This window comes from Paraburkholderia sp. BL6669N2, assembly GCF_003387275.1.
Classification (GTDB): domain Bacteria; phylum Pseudomonadota; class Gammaproteobacteria; order Burkholderiales; family Burkholderiaceae; genus Paraburkholderia.
The window spans coordinates 669,327-686,770 of the sequence record NZ_QUNA01000001.1 but is presented as its reverse complement, the minus strand read 5'-3'; the positions used below and the strand labels follow the sequence as shown (position 1 = coordinate 686,770).

At 63.2% G+C, this 17,444-nt stretch carries 15 protein-coding genes; 5 read left to right on the top strand and 10 right to left on the bottom strand.

Annotation, left to right across the window (positions count from 1 at the left end; translation table 11 throughout):
- From B0G80_RS03085 to B0G80_RS03055, 7 genes are all read right to left on the bottom strand, one after another.
- Window positions 1–1,179 carry a glycosyltransferase gene (locus tag B0G80_RS03085; protein ID WP_116116938.1) on the bottom strand — a complete coding sequence of 393 codons (1,179 nt, stop codon included), beginning with the start codon at window positions 1,177–1,179 and terminating at the stop codon, window positions 1–3.
- A 100-nt stretch (window positions 1,180–1,279) separates the two neighbouring features.
- Entirely contained in the window at window positions 1,280–2,212 is a 933-nt protein-coding gene (locus B0G80_RS03080; RefSeq protein ID WP_116119491.1) for a glycosyltransferase family 2 protein, read from the bottom strand.
- A gap of 60 nt (window positions 2,213–2,272) precedes the next feature.
- A complete protein-coding gene (locus tag B0G80_RS03075) occupies window positions 2,273–4,471 on the bottom strand; it encodes a polysaccharide biosynthesis tyrosine autokinase (protein ID WP_116116937.1) in 2,199 nt (732 codons plus the stop codon).
- Window positions 4,472–4,596: 125 nt separating this feature from the next.
- On the bottom strand, window positions 4,597–5,841 hold the full coding sequence (locus B0G80_RS03070; protein ID WP_408967960.1) for a polysaccharide biosynthesis/export family protein: 1,245 nt from the start codon (window positions 5,839–5,841) through the stop codon (window positions 4,597–4,599).
- Window positions 5,835–6,290 (bottom strand): exopolysaccharide biosynthesis protein, encoded by a 456-nt coding sequence (locus B0G80_RS03065; protein WP_106281153.1) that lies wholly within the window; start codon window positions 6,288–6,290, stop codon window positions 5,835–5,837. Before B0G80_RS03065 ends, B0G80_RS03070 begins: the two co-directional genes overlap by 7 nt.
- Window positions 6,291–6,333: 43 nt before the next feature.
- Complete coding sequence (locus B0G80_RS03060) at window positions 6,334–7,776, bottom strand: UDP-glucose/GDP-mannose dehydrogenase family protein (RefSeq protein WP_116116936.1); 1,443 nt, start codon at window positions 7,774–7,776, stop codon at window positions 6,334–6,336.
- Between the two features lie 40 nt (window positions 7,777–7,816).
- Entirely contained in the window at window positions 7,817–9,214 is a 1,398-nt protein-coding gene (locus tag B0G80_RS03055; RefSeq protein WP_116116935.1) for an undecaprenyl-phosphate glucose phosphotransferase, read from the bottom strand.
- Window positions 9,215–9,848: 634 nt separating this feature from the next.
- Here B0G80_RS03055 and B0G80_RS03050 point away from each other — a divergent pair.
- The gene (locus tag B0G80_RS03050; RefSeq protein WP_116116934.1) at window positions 9,849–11,402 is read left to right on the top strand and encodes a mannose-1-phosphate guanylyltransferase/mannose-6-phosphate isomerase; all 1,554 of its coding nucleotides are present in this window, start codon (window positions 9,849–9,851) and stop codon (window positions 11,400–11,402) included.
- A gap of 141 nt (window positions 11,403–11,543) precedes the next feature.
- Here B0G80_RS03050 and B0G80_RS03045 read toward each other — a convergent pair whose 3' ends face one another.
- Complete coding sequence (locus B0G80_RS03045; RefSeq protein ID WP_116116933.1) at window positions 11,544–12,725, bottom strand: transposase; 1,182 nt, start codon at window positions 12,723–12,725, stop codon at window positions 11,544–11,546.
- Between the two features lie 228 nt (window positions 12,726–12,953).
- Between B0G80_RS03045 and B0G80_RS45160 the strand changes: the two genes are divergently transcribed.
- A complete protein-coding gene (locus B0G80_RS45160; RefSeq protein ID WP_147309827.1) occupies window positions 12,954–13,196 on the top strand; it encodes a hypothetical protein in 243 nt (80 codons plus the stop codon).
- A 121-nt stretch (window positions 13,197–13,317) separates the two neighbouring features.
- Here B0G80_RS45160 and B0G80_RS03040 read toward each other — a convergent pair whose 3' ends face one another.
- Window positions 13,318–13,614, bottom strand: coding sequence for a YciI-like protein (locus tag B0G80_RS03040; RefSeq protein WP_116119489.1), 297 nt, complete (start codon window positions 13,612–13,614; stop codon window positions 13,318–13,320).
- A gap of 445 nt (window positions 13,615–14,059) precedes the next feature.
- On the opposite strand from B0G80_RS03040, the gene B0G80_RS03035 reads away from it, so the two are divergent.
- From B0G80_RS03035 to B0G80_RS03025, 3 genes are all read left to right on the top strand, one after another.
- Entirely contained in the window at window positions 14,060–14,359 is a 300-nt protein-coding gene (locus tag B0G80_RS03035; RefSeq protein WP_106281143.1) for a PsiF family protein, read from the top strand.
- Window positions 14,360–14,593: 234 nt separating this feature from the next.
- On the top strand, window positions 14,594–15,043 hold the full coding sequence (locus B0G80_RS03030; RefSeq protein WP_116116932.1) for a hypothetical protein: 450 nt from the start codon (window positions 14,594–14,596) through the stop codon (window positions 15,041–15,043).
- A gap of 386 nt (window positions 15,044–15,429) precedes the next feature.
- On the top strand, window positions 15,430–16,017 hold the full coding sequence (locus tag B0G80_RS03025) for a YSC84-related protein (RefSeq protein WP_106281140.1): 588 nt from the start codon (window positions 15,430–15,432) through the stop codon (window positions 16,015–16,017).
- 298 nt (window positions 16,018–16,315) lie between these two features.
- On the opposite strand, the gene B0G80_RS03020 is transcribed toward B0G80_RS03025, so the two are convergent.
- Window positions 16,316–17,383, bottom strand: coding sequence for a glycosyltransferase family 4 protein (locus B0G80_RS03020; RefSeq protein WP_116116931.1), 1,068 nt, complete (start codon window positions 17,381–17,383; stop codon window positions 16,316–16,318).
- Window positions 17,384–17,444 lie beyond the last annotated feature (61 nt).

The window sequence follows — 17,444 nt, the reverse complement described above, 5'->3', positions numbered from 1 at the left end:
TCAGAGACCTCCGCGCGACTGGCGCGCCGGCCGCCGCTCGGACTCGGACACGCCCGCCGCCGTCGCCATGCCGGCCGCCGTGCGCGTGCGCGCCGCGGCCCGCGCGCGCAGCATCTCCTGCGTGATCCGCACGTGCTGCATGGCGTAGTGCTGCGTGGTCAGATCGCGCGACAGCAGGCCGGCCGCGGCCGCTTGTGCCTGACGCAAAGCGTCCAGCGGCGCGGCGGCGAGCTGATCGACCGCTTCGCGCAACGCCTGCGGGTTGAACGGCGGGATATAGAACGCCTCGCCGGCCGGAAAATAATCCTGCAAGGCGCCGACATTCGTGACCACCATCGGCTTGCCGACCGCCGCCGCTTCGAGCATCACCGTAATGCCCGACGCGTGCGAATTCGGCCGCAAGGGCACCACGATCACATCGGCCCAGTCGTACAGTTCATGTTGCTTCCTGATCCCCGAGAACAGCGCGATCTCGACATTCGGCGCGCGCAGCGATGCGGGAATCCGCCGACGTGTCGCGAGCTTCACCGTGTAGCGCGCGTCGTTGCCGAACGCCTTGATGAGCGTCTCCCAATCACGGTCGCGGTCGTTGCCGATCGCGGCGATGCGGATCGGCGTGTGCGGGGTCCATTCGGCCGGCGGCCTGACCGGGAAGTCCTGCGTGTTCAGGCCATAAAGGAGCGGCTTGGCGTCGCGAGCGAAATAGCGCTGGCACAGTTCGGCGTTTTCGCTGGCGAGTGTGGTGAGCTGATCGGCGCGCGCCATCAGCTTGCGATACAGCCATCTGCGCAGAATGCCGTAGGAAGGCCATTTATCGAGCAGCCACACGCTTTGCGCGAGCAGCAAGGGCGAGGCATCGGCGCCGGCCTTGCTGCCGCTCAGAAGCAGCATGAGGGCCGCGGACAGCCATTCCTGTTCCGTATGCGTCCAGATCACGTCCGAGCGTAGCATCTCGGCGCGGTTGCGCCACGTATGGATGAAGTCGAACCCGAGCGCCGCCTTCAGCGCACGGCGCAGCAGACGCACCGGCTTGCCTTCGCGGGCATCCTGCGAATAGGTGAGCTTGAACGCGTCGGATTCCGCGTGGTGATAGCCGTACAGACAACCGATGTTGTCGCCCGGTCGATAAAAGCGCGGGTCGGCGCCGTAAAACAGATGAACGTGAACTTTCGTACTCATGCAGGCACTCCGCTCTGCCGGTGGAAAGGGGCATCGGCGGCCCAGACACGGGCCGTGCGCCGATGCGCGAACGTGCGGGACGTAGAGCGAGCCAGAGCGCTCACGCGGCGCGTGAGAGCGCGCGACGCGCCTCGTGCGCGCCGCTGCGCACGGCGCGCCAGCGCGTCAGCTTCAGACCGGCCTGCTTCGAGAGCAGCGCGAGCGCCGCGTGCGTGAGGCCCGGATAAACCCGCGTACCGACCAGCGTCCACCACCACCATGCGGTTTCGCGGCGCAGCGGCGGCAACTGGTCACGCAGGATCAGATGGAAATTGAACGCGGCGTTGCGCAAGGCGGCCATGGTTTGCGCGTCGCGCCGGTCGTCGTCGAAACGCTCGGCGGGGAAATGATCGACCGCCACGCGCGGGTCGTACATCAGCTTCCAGCCGGCGTTCTTCACGGCGAGGCTGAAGGCCATGTCGTTGTGGACCTGCGCGCCCGCGCCGCGCAGGCGCGCGTCGAAGCGGATGGTGCGCACCGCGTCGCGGCGGTAGCTCATGTTGGCGCCCTTCAGAATATCGACTTCGCGCGCCCCGCCCACACCCAGATGATGATTGCCGATGATCTTGCCGTGCGCCGTGACCTTGCCGACCAGCGGCCGCTCGCCGTCCAGCACGCGGCCTTTTTCATGCACCCAGTCGCGTCCGCCGAGCGCGCCGAGACGCGCGTCGCCCTCGAACGCGGCGGCGATGCGCTCGACCCAGTCGGCGTGCGGCGCGGCGTCGTCGTCGGTGATCGCGATCACGTCGCCGCGGGCCGCGTCGAGGCCGCGATTCAGGGCCGCCACCTGGCCGGGCACTTCGACAATCGCCAGCGCGAGCGGCAACGCGCCCGCTACAGACGGATCGCGCAGGCACGCATGGGTCGCTTCGTCGTCGGCGCGCGCCACCACCACCACTTCGTCGGGCCGCCGCGACTGCCGTTGCAGCGCAGCGAGGCAGCGCGCCAGATCGGCCGGGCGGCGGTAAGTCGGAACCAGTACCGTCACTTTCATCGTGATGTCCTTTGTTGTCGTCGTTGCGCGAGGTTCGCCATGCATCGCGAACCCGCCGCCTCAGGTGCTCAGGTATTCCTGCACCGCCGCGTAGCCACGGTCGTAGCCGCCGCGCGAGCGCGCCGGCATACCGTTGAAAATGCCGCCCTGCACGTGCACGCCGGCCGCGCGCAGACGCTTCAACGCATCGCTGATCTCGCCTTCGCTGTGCACGCCCGAGCGCATCACGAAGAAAGTCGAGCCGGCATACGCGCCGATGATCGACGCATCGGTCACGGCCAGCACCGGCGGCGTGTCGATCATGATCACGTCGTAGCGCTTGGCGAGACCTTCGAGGTACTGCGGCAGACGCGGCGACATCAGCAGTTCCGACGGATTCGGCGGACGGCGGCCGCACGAGATGAAGCTCAGGCCGTCGACCTGCGAGCTGCGGATCGCTTCTTCCAGTGAGATCTGGCCGCTCAGCAATTCGGACAGGCCGTTATCCGGCACACCGCCCAGATAGCGTTCGAGCACGCCGCGGCGCATGTCGCCGTCGATCATCAGCACGCGCTTGCCCGAGTTTGCGAGCAGCACCGCCAGGTTGACCGTCAGGAAGCTCTTGCCGACACCGGCCATCGGACCCGTCAGCATGACGATGCGGTTCTTCGCATCCATCATCGTGAACTGCATGGAGGTGCGCAGACTGCGCAGGCTTTCGACCGTGACGTCCTTCGGCCGCGCATTCGCCAGCACTGAACGCAGACGTTCACCGCCGCGCTGGAAGCTGGCTTCGAGCACGCCCTGTTCGGCGGAGAGCGGCACGAGGCCGAACACCGGCAGATGAAATGCGCGTTCGATGTGATCGGGGTCGTCGATGCCCTTGAACATATTTCGGCGCAGGAACACGAAGCCGGTGCCCGCGATCAGCCCGAGAATCACCGCCGCCGACAGGATCAGCGCCTTCTTCGGCTTGACCGGCACGCCCGGGCGCAATGCGGCGTCGACGATATGCACGTTGCCGCCGGTGCCGGCCTTCTGCACGGACAGTTCCTGCACACGGTTGAGCAGCAGCACGTAGATGTCTTCCGCCACTTTCGCGTCGCGCTGCAACTGCACGGCCTTCACTTCAGTGGCCGGCAGATCGCGGAAGCGGTCGGCGTATTTGGTGCGCTGCGCCTGCAATTCGGCCATCTGCGCACGCGCGGCCACCAGCATCGGATGGTCGTCGCCGTAACGCTCGGTGAGCTGCGCCATCTGCAGACGCAAACCGGCGATCTGCTGCTCGTACTGCACGCTGCCTTCGAGGTACACCTTGGCTTCGTCGCTCGCGTTAATCGAGCCGGACTGGCGCTGATACGCCGTCAGGGCGGCCTCGGCGCGCTCCAGATCGGCCTTCAGGCGTGGCTCTTCGCTCTTGAGGAAGTCGAGCATCTTGCTCGCGTCGGCCTGCTTGTTCAGCACGTGCTGGCGCACATACGACTCCGCGAGCGCGTTAGCAACAAGTGCCGCGTGTTCGGGGTTCTTGTCTTCCAGCGAGATCTGGATCACGCCGGTCTGCTTGCCCTGCTCCTGAACCGTGATGGCCGACTGGAACGCGGAGATCGCGTCGAGGTCGTTGGCGCGCATCACCGTGAACTCCTCGCCCGGCCGCGCCACCAGTTTGTTGACCATGATGGACACGCCGCCACCCTGCGCCTGCTGGCCGACCTGGCCGCGCAGCAGCAGCGAGCCGTTGGCCGCATACAGTTCGTAGTGCTGGTCGTCAACCGCCTTCATGGTCAGCTTCTGACCTTCCAGCGCGGGGATCACGTCGATCGAATCGACGTCGACTTCTTCACCGCCCCATGCGTACGACGACAGCCCCAACCACGGACGCGCCGGCTGACCCGGCGTCGCCATGCGCGCGGCGATGCTGCCGAGCAGTGGGAACGTCTTCGGCGTGACGCTGAAGTTCAGCTTCAGTTGTTGCACGACGGGACCGACCACGCCGCGGCTCTTGATGATTTCGATCTCGGCGTCGGTCGGCAGCGAGGTCGAGCCGGTGGTGATCGCCGCGCCGGTCTGCGTTTGCGTGAGCGCCTGCGACGTGTTGTCGGATTGCTCGACCCGCACGTGCGCGTCGGCGGAATAGATCGGCTTGGCGAGGAAGCAGTAAGCGCCGGCAATCCCGACGATCACGGCCGCAATGGCGATGAGCCACCAGATGTCGTCGAGGATCACCTGCACCAGTTGTCCGAGGACGACGTCCTCTTCTTCGGTCTTGATCGGACCGGCCATGTGTGGAGAGATTTGGTTGCTCACAATTCGCTTCCCGTATCGGTTGCAGCTACGTTTGCTTCGGTCCCGCGCCGCGTCCTTCACGGACGGCGCGGCGCGGGCCTGAGACGACGGCTTGAACTTTTTTATCGCGTCAGCTGTTTCAGGTAGAACAACGTCTGCACGCTCGGCAACACCTGCTGCAACACGCGGTTGAAGGTGGTCGATGCGGCGGTGCCCACGTACACGACATCCAGCGGCTGCAGCTGGAATTGCGAGGACAGCATGATGGCGTCCGGCTGCGTCATGTCGAGGCGGTACACGTCCGGCGTGGTCGGGTGATCCTTCATGCCGCGCATCACGAAGATCTGGCGCGGATTGGCGTCGGTATCGAGAATGCCGCCGCCTTGCGTGAGCGCGTCGGCGATCGTCATGCGGCCTTTGATGATCGGCAGCTGGATCGGCGTCTTCACTTCACCCATCACGAACACGCGGCTGTCGGTGCGGTCCGGAATGTTGATCACGTCGCCGTTCTGCAGCATGACGTTCTGTGTGGTGTCGCCGCGATCGAGCATGCGGTCGGCGTCGAGTACGTAGAGCTTGTTGTTGCGCGTGAGGCGCACGCGCTGAATGTCGGCGTCCGCGTTCGTGCCGCCCGAGCGCGTGATCGCGTCGACCAGCGTGAGCGGCACGTCGCTCATCGCGAGCGGGCCCGGCGTCTTCACTTCGCCGGTCACCTGCACTTTCTGGCCGCGATACGACAGCACGCGCACGTCGACCTGCGGATTGCGGATATAGCGCACGAGGCCGGTGCTCAACTGGTCGCGCACCTCGCCGACGGTCTTGCCGGCGGCCCGGATACGGCCAACGAACGGGAAAAAGATCGTGCCGTCGGCCGCGATGGTCTGGCCGTATGGATCGGCCTGGCCCGGCAGCGCGGCCGTGTACGGCTGCTGCAAGGCGCCGCCGATCGACTGCGTGGTGTTGCCCCCGGCGGACAAGGTGCTGCCCTGCGGCGTGGTCAATTCAGGGTGGTCCCACACGGTGATGCCGAGGATGTCCTGCGGCGCGAGACGGTACACGTACTGCGACGGGTCGGTCAGGTTCGAGGGCGGCAGCACCTGCGTCTTCGCGGCGGCGGCTTGCGCCTGGGCGGTCACGACGGCGGCATCGATCACATGAACCGGATAGGTCTCGGCGGCCTGGCTGTCGTGCTGGCCGTCGTCTTTCAGACGGGACGTATCGAGGTAATTGCCAGGTGCGGTGGCGCAGGCTGACAGAAAGGACGTCAGCAAAAGCGTGGCGGCAAGATTCGACTTGAACTTCGTCGACTTGAACTTCGTGGACTTGCCGTTCGCGAACGAGGGTGCAGCGGGTTTTTTCATCAGCATATTTTCTTCAGCCATCCCATGACCAGATGTTCGATGAGCACGAGACTCTCCCTATAAGCGGTTTCCGCACCGCCGTGCGGATCGGCGACGTCGGAATCCGCTTCCCACTTGCCGAGCGGATAGACCTTGCCGCGTGAGGCCGGATCGAGCGCTTCGACGTCGCTCACCTGCGCGCGCTCGGTGACGAGCACCAGATCGGCGTTGCGCACAAGTTGCCGGTCCAGACGCCGCGAGTAGTGGATGCCGGAGGCCACGCCCTGCTCGGCGAGCAGGCGTTGCATGACCGGGTCCATGGCGTGGCCGTTCATCGCCCGCAAGCCCGCCGAATGAAACGCGATCGGCGCCGCCTGCGAACGCGGCGCCGCGCGTTGCCGGGCCTTGAACAGCATTTCGGCGGCTGGCGAACGGCACACGTTTGCATGGCAGACGATCAATACGTTGGCGAACATGGCGGGCTCCGTGATGAACGCTTGTCGGTGCGTGGGCGACGGATCAGCGGCCGGCTTCGGCCGTGTCCGCCGTTTGCGCTTGCGGCAAGCCGCTCGTGCCGACCTTCGCCGGCGCGATGCGCAGCGCGTGCTGCCGGCCGATCGCGTGATACTCGATACCGAGTTCGAGCAGCGCCTCCGGTTCATACAGGTTGCGGCCGTCGAAAATCAGCGGCGTCTTGAGGATGCGCTTGAGCGAATCGAAGTCCGGGCTCTTGAACACCTTCCACTCGGTGAGGATCACCAGCGCGTCAGCGCCGGCGGCCGCGTCCATCTCTTCCTTCACGAATTCGAGGCGCGCGTGCTGTTGCGGCACGTCCTTCAGATCCAGCGCGAACACGCGCTTCGATTCGTCGACCGCGACCGGGTCGTACGCTTTGACGCGTGCCCCGCGGCGCAGCAGTTCGGCGATCAGCGGACGGCTCGGCGCTTCGCGCATGTCGTCGGTGTTCGGCTTGAATGCAAGCCCCCACACGCCGAACGTGCGATCCGACAGGTCTTCGCCCAGACGCGAGACGATCTTGTGCGCGAGCACTTTCTTCTGCGTGTCGTTGACGGCTTCGACCGCTTCGAGAATGCGCAGATTCGCCTTGAAATCCGCGGCCGTGCGGATCAACGCCTGCACATCCTTCGGGAAGCACGAACCGCCATAGCCACAACCGGCATACAGGAAGTCGTAACCGATGCGCGGATCGGAGCCGATGCCGCGGCGCACGGCCTCGATATCCGCACCGACGCGGTCGGCCAGATTCGCGAGTTCGTTCATGTACGAGATACGCGTGGCGAGCATGGCATTGGCTGCGTATTTGGTGAATTCGGCCGAGCGCACGTCCATGTACAGCGTGCGTTCGCGATTGCGGTTGAACGGCGCGTAGAGGCGTTTCATCAGGTCGCGCGCTTTTTCGCCGGGTACGTCTTCGTCGCAACCGAGCACGATGCGATCGGGCCGCGTGAAGTCTTCCACCGCCGCGCCTTCTTTCAGGAACTCGGGATTCGACACCACGGAGAACATGTGCGCCGCGTTGCGTTCCGCGAGTTCGGCGGCGATCACTTCGCGCACGCGCGAGGCGGTGCCGACCGGCACCGTCGATTTGTCGACGATCACCTTGAAGCCCGTCATATGGCGGCCGATGTTGCGCGCGGCGGCGAGCACGTATTGCAGGTCGGCGGAGCCGTCTTCGTCGGACGGCGTGCCGACCGCGATGAACTGAATATCGCCATGCGCGACGGCGGCTTCGACGTCGGTCGAGAACTTCAGGCGGCCGGCCTTGCGATTGCGCGCGATGATTTCCTGCAGACCCGGTTCATGGATCGGCACGCCGCCGTTGTTGAGCACGTCGATCTTGCGCTGATCGACGTCGAGACAGAACACATCGTGGCCAATGTCGGCCAGACATGCGCCCGTCACGAGGCCTACGTAGCCACTACCGATGATCGTCAGGTTCATGTGTTACACCTCGCAAAATGGAGTTGATTGAGGAACGGGCTTAGTAAGCGTTGCTGCCCACGAAACCCTTCCACAGCGTCAGCACGACGATCTTGATGTCGAGCCAGAAGGTCCAGTGCTGCATGTAGTACAGATCGAGCTTGACGCGGCCCATCATCTTTTCGATGCGGTCGGTTTCGCCGCGATAGCCGTTGATCTGCGCCCATCCGGTAATGCCCGGCTTGATCCGGTAGCGGTGCATGTAGCCCTTCACCAGATCCTTGTAGATGTCGTCATGCTCGAGCGCATGCGGACGCGGACCGACCACCGACATCTCGCCGCGCAGCACATTGATGAACTGCGGCAGTTCGTCGAGACTGGTACGCCGCAGGAACGCGCCGACCGCCGTGATGCGCGGATCGCGCCGCGTGGCCTGGGTGATCCTGCCGTGCTCTTCCTTATGCACCTTCATCGAGCGGAACTTGTAGATCTCGAACTGATTGCCGTCGATGCCCTTGCGCTTCTGCCGGAAGAACACGGGGCCCGGCGAGCTGATCTTCACCGCGGCGGCGATCACTAGCATCACCGGCGCGAGCGCGGTCAGCGCGGCCAGCGCGAACAGACGATCGAAAACGCGCTTGGGCAGCACGCGCAGATCGGTGATCGGCGAGGCGGCCAGGTTGATCGCCGGCACGCCGAGCAGATCGACCATCGGCTGATTGAAGAGCGTCAGGCTGCGCACGTCCGGAATGAAGCGGATGTTCACGAAGTCGTTGCGCAGATCCATCACGAAGCGATGGATCGCTTTCTCTTTCGAAATCGGCAGCGCCAGCCACAGTTCGCGAATCGCGCGCTGGCGCACGAGCTGCAGCATGCGCTGATAGTCGCGCTCGACCGGCACGCCTTCGATCGCCTCGCCCGCATCCGGGTCTTCATAGTGATTGATCGTGCTGTCTTCATCGAACACCACGACCGGCGAGAAACCCGCGTCCGGACGGCTGCGCATCTGCTGGATCAGAAAGCGCCCGTAAGGCGCGCCGCCGACGATCGCCACCGCGCGCTGATTGAAGCCTTCGCGGCGCAGCCCGCGCAGAATCGAATAGACGATCACCTTGGTGACGATCAGCAGCACGATCGTGGCCACGGCCCAATAGACGAGCCACAGCCGCGACAGGCTGTCCGAACGGTGCAGGCTGAAACTGATCAGCACGCCGGTGACTTCCACCAGCAGCCAGCCACCCCCTACGCGGCACAGCAGGTCGTAGAGCGGCTTGCCGCGCCACGATTGATAGATCCCGAGCGCCGGGAAAAACACCACCACCAGCAGGCAGTCGAACGCGAGCGAGACGCTTTGCATATCGTCCAGCCACACGACTTTCCCGCTGTGCACGGCCGCCGCGATGGCGGCGCCGAGCGCGACCATGGCGATGTCGATGATTCTCGATAGAACGCTCAGCATGCGCTGCCCCTCAGTTCGTCAGTCAAGTGCCATCCGCTGGTTGGTTGAAATGCAATCCGGCAAAGGGACGCACAACGCCGGTAACCGCGTCATGCAAATCCATGCGCGACGCGTAACTGTTTGAACCGGTGCTAATTGCCCTTCTGTTTCCCACCCGAAAAAACTGCCTGAGCAGCCGAATGGGAAACCTGTGTCGGAATGAGTGAATACCCTTGTTCAGGTATAGATAAAGCGATATTAAAATTCCCACTGCAAGAGCGCAAAATATCTCAAATTGTATCGGTCAATGTTTCGGCATTTTTTCTGAATTTTGTTCGGCAATTGTTACCGAATTCGCCCTTCCACAGGCGTCCTGCGAGCCTTTGCCTAAGCCAATCTCGTACTTTGAGCGCGCTTTCCTGCGAAGCTTGCGCATCTCGCTCCGCCATCATTCTGACGCATGGACCGCGGTAAAAAAATGGTCCGCCATTTTTTTCGGGTAATTTTTCTTTTTTAAAAATTATCCGGACATTTTTTCTTCACGAAATGGAGAAACGAATTAGGCGTTTTATATAGTTTCTATTTAACGCGCTTTTATTGATTCCAAAGTTCGTGATAAAACTTGACGCATTCACCCAGCCTCGAGGAGTCCATCATGACAGCTCCGGTTACGGCAACGCCCGCCGACACCCGGTCCACGCAAGTCAAGTCCCTGAACGTCAAGCTCAAGGTTCATCCCGTGATTCTGGCGGGCGGCTCCGGCACGCGGTTGTGGCCGATGTCGCGCGAACAGCACCCGAAACAGTTGATCGGGCTGCTCGGCGACGATTCGCTGCTGCAGTCCACCACGCGCCGTCTCGAAGGACTCGAGGCAGACTATCCGCTCACCGAGCAACTCGTCGTGGTAGCCAACGAAGAACAGCGCTTCACCACCGCCGAGCAGTTGCGCACGAGCGGCAAGCCAACCCGGCTGATTCTCGAACCCGTCGGCCGCGATACCGCGCCGGCGCTCACGGTGGCCGCCCTCTCGGTCGCCGCGCAGGACGAAGACGGCATCATGGTCGTGATGCCCGCCGATCACGCGGTCACCGACATCGACGGATTTCATGCGGCCGTGGCCGCCGGCGTGCAGCATGCGGCGGCCGGCCATATCGTCACGATGGGTATCGTGCCGACGCGCGCGGAAACGGGCTATGGCTACATTCGCATCGGCGCGGCGCTTGGCACGACTAATCACACGCAAGAGGCCGACGCGGAAGTGACCGGCAAGGTCGGCGCGCACAAGCTCGATCGCTTTGTCGAGAAGCCGCATCTGGAACTGGCGCAGCGCTATATCGAATCGAAGGAGTACTGGTGGAATAGCGGCATCTTCATCATGCGCGCGTCCACGTGGCTGAAGGCGATCCGCCATTTCCAGCCGGCCATTTACGAAGCCTGCAGTGCAGCCTTCGCAGGCGGCAAGGCGGACGGCGACTTCTTCCGTCTGCAGCGCGACGCGTTCAGCGCTTCGCCGTCAAATTCGATCGACTACGCGGTGATGGAGCAGCTCGGCAACGATCAAGGCGCGGCTTCGGGCGTGGTCGTGCCGTTGCAGGCAGGCTGGTCCGACGTGGGTTCGTGGGACGCGATCTGGGATATCTCGGACAAGGACGCCGATCAGAACGTGGGGCGCGGACGCGTGATGTTCGAAGGCGCGGCTTCGACCTTCGCGCATTCGGAAGGACGCCTGATTGCCTGTGTCGGCACGCAGGATCTCGTGGTGGTGGAAACGGCCGACGCCATTCTGGTCGCCGACAAGTCGCGCGTGCAGGACGTCAAGAAGATCGTGGGCCGGATTCGCAACGACGGCGGGCTGGAAGCGGCCAACCATCGCAAGGTGCATCGCCCGTGGGGCAACTACGATTCCGTCGACACGGGCGAGCGCTTCCAGGTCAAACGGATCGTGGTGAAACCGGGTGCGCGGCTCTCGCTGCAAATGCATCATCACCGCGCCGAACATTGGATCGTCGTGCGCGGTACGGCGCTCGTCACACGCGGTGAAGAGCGCTTTATCGTCTCCGAAAACGAATCGGCTTATATTCCGCTGGGTGTCACCCACCGCCTCGAGAACCCGGGCAAGATGCCGCTCGAAATGATCGAGGTCCAGTCCGGCTCGTATCTCGGCGAAGACGATATCGTGCGCTTCGACGATACCTACGGACGCCAGTAACGCGCGTGAATGAGGGGCGTCGGCGAACGGCGTCCTTCTGACAACACCAGTGAATCACAGCGAATGTCACAACGAATGAAGCGGGAACCTGCGGCGGTTGCTCCTACCGGCCGCGGGGAACTGCTGTGCTAGCCGCCGCGCTCACCCCGCGTGGGAGATGAGTTCTGTGTACGACGGGTAACGATCGGACGCACTGCTCTCGGTCGCTGCGGTGGCAGCGGCCGGTTCGCCCGGATAGCGGCGCAACGGACCGCGGAACGCGTTGAGCGGTCCATGCAACGGCGCGCCGTGATTGGCCGCGACCGGCTCGGGCACATGGCGCAAGGCAGGCAACGGACGCGCCGCGACGGGCGCCGGATTCGCCGGAACATGAGCCGCTGCCTGAACCTCGGCGGCGGATTGCTGCGCAGCCGCCAACGTGAGGCATTCGCGGTCGATCCATTGCCGCGCCCAGTCGAGCGCGTATTGCTCCGCCGCTTCACTTTGCGCAAAGCGCGGGCCGACGAGGCCGGAACGCTCGACGCGTTTGCCGTCCTTCATGATTTCCGCCCACGCCCGATACATGGCGTTCGGCACCGGCTCGGCCGCGATGTAAATCACGTATCCGCTCCGATCGGCGATTTCCGTGCCGCGTGGCGCGAGGCTCATCGACAGCGGGTTGCGCCGATCGTCAGGCGCGGATGTGCCGCGCGCCGACACGATGGCCGAATTCAAACCATGCATGGCCGCACCGACCGCGCGCGCCTCGTCCGGACGCGGCAAGCCCGTCCGCACAACGTGCCGTGCGGGTGCTGCGGCGGGTGCGGCTGGCGTACGAGACACCGGCGGCGCATGCGTGACGCCGGACAGCTGCCGCGTCATGTCGGCAATCGGATCGGCCGAACGCCAGTTGCCCAGGCTGCTCGACACGCCGCCAGGCGCTTGCCATGACTCGGGGCTTCTCCAGGACACGCCACGCAGATGCTCGTCGCGCGCGCTGGGCGTTTCCGCTACCGGTGCCGCAGGTTTGGCCGCGACGGGCGGCGCCGGTTGGGGGACGTACGCAAAGGTGCGCCCCGTTTGCGATAACAGCCGAACCATCTCGAGAAGCGTGCCGTTCAATTGCCACTCTTCAAAACGGCGCCGGCAAGTCGGACCCGACGGATAGCGCCCGGGCAGTTTCGACCAGGGTTCACCGGTTGTCAGAATCCACAGGACGGCATTCGCCACGATGCGCGGTTCGGCGCGGGGCCGGCCGCGTCGGTTTAGACGGACGGCCGGCTCATCTGAAACAAGCGCTGCCAGCAGCGCCCATTCGTCATTGCTTAGCTCATCGAAAAACATTGGATTTTCTCCACGCAGCCTGGCCAGGCCGCGGCTTTGGACTGCCACGGATTCAACTTTCACGACCCGTGTGCAGGCCTCGGTTGCACAAATATGTTTTGTACGTTTTGTTGGCTGGTCATAACCGCCCCGACTTAGTGCGGCTTGTCCCTATTGCGAAGCACAAAACGTGGTCTCACTCGTGCATGGGAGAATTTGTGCACGAAGCATACCATCACCAGGGTTTGCGTGAATATCAATGAGACAAGTGTTACGGATAGAAACAATCTTGTCCTTTTTGCTGCGTCTTTCCTCGCAATGCCGTCACAAAAGTCGAGTCGCTTCCAGAAGAAAAATGATGCTATTGCAGCGCACAACACGCAGGCATCACGACGAATAACGTTTATGAATCCGCGGTTCGTCCGCGGCGAGATTTCAATGCATTTTGGCTCGGCTTTGGTCGATCGACTGATGAGCCGCAACCAGCATTGATCAATCTATGTGCAGTGCATCAACGGCAAGGAAATCGCGCGGTGTGAGGGACACAGGAGCGCCAGGCAAGCGACGTGTTTCGCCGCTCGCCCCTTCGCCGTTACAACCGGACGGCCTGCGTTCAGCGCACGGGTTTCGCCGCGCCCTCGCCCACCACCGTCGTCCATTCACGCACGCGCCAGCGTGTCACGAGGCCGGCGAGTACATACGGATCGGCCTTGGCAAAGGCTTCGGCGGCAGTGGCAGAGTCCCCTTGAAAGAGCAGGACGGCGGTATCCGTGGGCTCGGCCAGCGCGCCGGCCAGCAACAACTCGCCGCGCTCGACGGCCGCCCACGCGAGCTTCAGATGCGCATCGCGGTACGCTGGCCGCCGTTCGAGGTAGTCGGACACCAGGTCGTACATCAACAGATAGTGCATCATGAGCCTCCTTGGCCGGTGTGAGAGCGAACCAGTTGCGCAATCGACGGCATGCCTTCTGGTCGATATTACCCATATGTTGGGTAGTGGATTTTCCTGCCGAATTACAATTCAATTGCATGTGCAGCAATACGCAAAGCATGCTCGAATTTTTCATCGATCTCACGGAATTGTTTAGTGCTAATTCGCTTGAATTCAATTCACGAATTTAATCTGGAATGCATAACATAATTCCATGTGGCGCCATTCGCGTTTTATCCGCCAATCCGCCGCCAGTCCCCGTCACGTAAGGGAAAACGAGTGTCGGGCACTGTCAACCGGATTGCGTTTCCAGCCGTTCTCGCAGACAGCATTTGCCATAATGAACGTGCCGAGGGTCCTGGATACCGTTGACGCCCGCGCGCATGAACGACCAAAAACGTTTTCACCACCGATGGAGTGTCACATGAAAATCCAATCCGCTATCGCAACGCTGGTGCTGGGTGCCGTCCTCGTTTCTTCGCCGGTGTTCGCAGATAACAGCCAGCAGACCAAAATGGCCGACTGTAACAAGCAGGCCGGCGACAAGAAGGGCGACGACCGCAAGGCGTTCATGAAAACCTGCCTGTCCGCGAAACCGGCCGCCGCTGCCCCAATGAGCCAGCAGGACAAAATGAAGGCGTGCAACACGCAAGCCACCGGCAAAAAGGGCGACGACCGCAAGGCGTTCATGAAGACCTGCCTGTCGTCGGCACCGGCTAATTAAACACGGCGAATCGGCGTCGCGCGCCAAGCGCGGCGCCTGAGCGTACTCCGCTCGAACACAGCGATGCCGTTGTCCGGCGCTCGCTGTCCGCGTCCCGCCCCTTCCCGCGCAGTCCACCCGCCCGAACCCGCCATTTTTCTTCTATGATGGCTGCGGAGACGGCCCACCCCCATACAACATTAGACGGGCCGCCATCTTGTCGTTGGTGCTGCAGAGCATCCATCGGAGGCAAGGATGGTATCGAAGCATAAAAACCGCTGGTTGAGGCGGTGGCTGGTCGTCATCATATTCTGGGCGGTGCCCGTGGCGATCGTGGCGGTGAGCGAGATCCGGGAGGAAATGGCGTACAACGCCGTCGACCTCGACCGTGCGCTGACCAGCTGGAATTTCACCGCCGCGCAGCGTGCCGCCGGCGCCCCCGCGCGCTGTCATGGCAAGCCCGACGAAGCGCAAGCGGCGGGCTGTCCGGCCGATGTGCTGGCCGCCAACGCGCAGCGTCAGCAGGACGCCCGCAATGAATACAGCGTGCGCCGCTCCACGCTGATGGCCTATCTCTGGCACGCTTTCGTCGGCTACTGGATCGTGCCGGCCGTGGCGCTGTTTCTGCTCGGCGTGCTGGTCGGCATGGTGCGCCGCGCGCTGCGGCGTCCGCCAGCGGTCAAAAGTCCGGCGAACCACGGTTGAGCGCGCCGGGATCGGAAGGCCGAATGCAGAGCCGATCTGCGGCGTCGCGACAACACTTTCAATTTCGTTTCAAAGCCCGTTCGCACGGCGCAAAATCGGTAAAAACGAATGGTCGAAGCGGTGGCCGTCCTGCTCCGATTGGCTTTGGCGGAACCCGGCGCGATTCACGCGAACCCGTTCAACGCGCGCTATACGCAGCTTCAACGCGCCCTGCGCCGCCGGTCAAAATTACGGCATGGTGTCTTACGATTAGCCCGAAAGCCCCGCTGCACAAGGCTTTTCGCCTGACGAGGAAGTGCGCCTTTTGGGCTTGCGTGTGATATAACTCAAAAGCAACCTGGCTAAACAGATGAGGTTGCGCCCCGGAACCATGACGGAGAAAAACGATGCAAAGACGAAACTTCATGCTGAAGACTACCGCTGCGCTCGCTTTCGGAGGCCTTGCACTCGCTGGTTGTACGACCAATAAAGGCAACCCCGATACCCCCGCCACCGACTCAGCCAAACGACAGTCGATCGACGCTAGCGTCGACGGCACCATGTCGCGGCTCTACACGACCGTGAAGGGTTCGCACGAACTGGTCTCGAAGGCGCGTGGCGTTCTGGTGTTCCCTTCAGTGCTGCAGGTGGGCTTCGTGGTCGGCGGACAGTATGGCGAAGGTGCGCTGCGCGTAGGCGGCGGCACGGTCGGTTACTACAGCACGATTTCCGGTTCGTTCGGCCTGCAGGCAGGTGCGCAGTCGAAGGCGATCATCTTCCTGTTCATGACGCAGGATGCACTGGACAAATTCCGCAATGCCGACGGCTGGTCGGCGGGCGGCGACGCGTCCGTCGCGCTGATCAAGATGGGCGCCAACGGCGCGATCGACACCACCACGGCCACCGCTCCGGTCGAAGTGTTCGTGCTGACCAACGCCGGTCTGATGGCCGATGTATCGCTGCAAGGCACCAAGGTTTCGCGTCTGAAGATCTAACCGACGCGCGAGCCTTTGGCCGGTCTGCGGGGTGTGCGTCTGATCCGCCGGGTTCCGTGAGCAGCGGTGGCCGCATCAGACGCAATCCTGCGCAGTCTGCCTTTGCAACCTCAGCAACGTGGCATGCGCCGCGCCGGTGAGCTTTTGTGGACTGCACGCGGGCCGCGTCCATGATGACCGCCCGGCGCCTGTTGCAACGCCCCGATCGTCTTAAGTCGTGCGCCAACGAAAAACGGCGATGCGCATCACGCATCGCCGCTCTTTTTTCACCCTGCCGGGCGAGCCGGATCGCTTCCGCTCAGGTTCCGGACGTATCGATCACCTTAAAGCGCGAACGCTTCTGCGCACGAATCACCATCTGATAGGCATCCACGTATTCTTGCGCCATGCGGCGCGAAGTGAAGCGCTCTTCGAAGCGCTGGCGCACGCCCGCGCGCGGCATCTTGTGCAGGCGATTGACCGCCGCCACCGCGCCGATCTCGTCTTCGACGATATAACCCGTCACGCCGTCTTCCAGCACTTCCGGCACCGAGCCGCGATTGAACGCGATCACCGGCGTGCCGCATGCCATTGCTTCGATCATCACCAGGCCGAACGGCTCCGGCCAGTCGATCGGAAACAGCAGCGCGTGCGCGCCGGACAGGAATTCGGCCTTCTGGTGATCCGCGATCTCGCCGATAAACTCGACGTGGGGCAAGTCCAGCAACGGCCGGATGTCGCGCTCGAAGTATTCGCGATCGGCGGCATCCACTTTCGCGGCGATGCGAATCGGCAAGCCGCAACGGCCCGCAATCCGGATCGCGGTATCGACACGTTTTTCCGGCGAGATCCGGCCGAGAAACGCGAGGTACTTCTGCTCGACCGGCTGCGGCGTGTAGAGCTGCTCAGGCAAGCCGTGATAGACGGTGGTTAGCCACTTGGCCTGCGGTAGCGGATGCCGCTGCGAATTCGAAATCGAGATCACCGGCGCGGTGTTGAACGTGTCAAACACCGGCTGCTGCTCGGGCAAATCGAGGCGGCCGTGCATGGTGGTGACAAACGGCGTGTCCTGACGCTTGAAGACCGAGAACGAGTAGTAGTCGAGGTGAAAATGCAGAACGTCGAAATTCTCGGCCTGGCGGCGCACCAGTTCCATCAGCAGCATGTGGGGCGCCACGCGGTCGCGAATGCCGGGATCGAGACGCAGCGCGCGCGGCCAGACGGCTTCGAGCTTCGCACTCGTAACGGAGTCGCCGCTCGCGAACAGCGTCACGTCATGTCCGAGATCGACCAGCGCTTCGGTGATGTACGACACGACGCGCTCCGTGCCGCCATAAAGCTTCGGCGGCACCGATTCGGTCAAAGGGGCGATCTGCGCAATCTTCATATATTGTCTCCGTAAGCTGACGGCTTGCGCCTCGAGGCGGTGCGCGCCAGCGGCGCTGAGT

What these genes read in the sequence shown, in the direction of transcription:
- B0G80_RS03085 (WP_116116938.1), bottom strand. Translation starts at nt 1,179, where the DNA reads ATGAGTACGAAAGTTCACGTTCATCTGTTTTACGGCGCCGACCCGCGC.
- B0G80_RS03080 (WP_116119491.1), bottom strand. Translation starts at nt 2,212, where the DNA reads ATGAAAGTGACGGTACTGGTTCCGACTTACCGCCGCCCGGCCGATCTG.
- B0G80_RS03075 (WP_116116937.1), bottom strand. Translation starts at nt 4,471, where the DNA reads ATGGCCGGTCCGATCAAGACCGAAGAAGAGGACGTCGTCCTCGGACAA.
- B0G80_RS03070 (WP_408967960.1), bottom strand. Translation starts at nt 5,841, where the DNA reads ATGCTGATGAAAAAACCCGCTGCACCCTCGTTCGCGAACGGCAAGTCC.
- B0G80_RS03065 (WP_106281153.1), bottom strand. Translation starts at nt 6,290, where the DNA reads ATGTTCGCCAACGTATTGATCGTCTGCCATGCAAACGTGTGCCGTTCG.
- B0G80_RS03060 (WP_116116936.1), bottom strand. Translation starts at nt 7,776, where the DNA reads ATGAACCTGACGATCATCGGTAGTGGCTACGTAGGCCTCGTGACGGGC.
- B0G80_RS03055 (WP_116116935.1), bottom strand. Translation starts at nt 9,214, where the DNA reads ATGCTGAGCGTTCTATCGAGAATCATCGACATCGCCATGGTCGCGCTC.
- B0G80_RS03050 (WP_116116934.1), top strand. Translation starts at nt 9,849, where the DNA reads ATGACAGCTCCGGTTACGGCAACGCCCGCCGACACCCGGTCCACGCAA.
- B0G80_RS03045 (WP_116116933.1), bottom strand. Translation starts at nt 12,725, where the DNA reads ATGTTTTTCGATGAGCTAAGCAATGACGAATGGGCGCTGCTGGCAGCG.
- B0G80_RS03040 (WP_116119489.1), bottom strand. Translation starts at nt 13,614, where the DNA reads ATGCACTATCTGTTGATGTACGACCTGGTGTCCGACTACCTCGAACGG.
- B0G80_RS03035 (WP_106281143.1), top strand. Translation starts at nt 14,060, where the DNA reads ATGAAAATCCAATCCGCTATCGCAACGCTGGTGCTGGGTGCCGTCCTC.
- B0G80_RS03030 (WP_116116932.1), top strand. Translation starts at nt 14,594, where the DNA reads ATGGTATCGAAGCATAAAAACCGCTGGTTGAGGCGGTGGCTGGTCGTC.
- B0G80_RS03025 (WP_106281140.1), top strand. Translation starts at nt 15,430, where the DNA reads ATGCAAAGACGAAACTTCATGCTGAAGACTACCGCTGCGCTCGCTTTC.
- B0G80_RS03020 (WP_116116931.1), bottom strand. Translation starts at nt 17,383, where the DNA reads ATGAAGATTGCGCAGATCGCCCCTTTGACCGAATCGGTGCCGCCGAAG.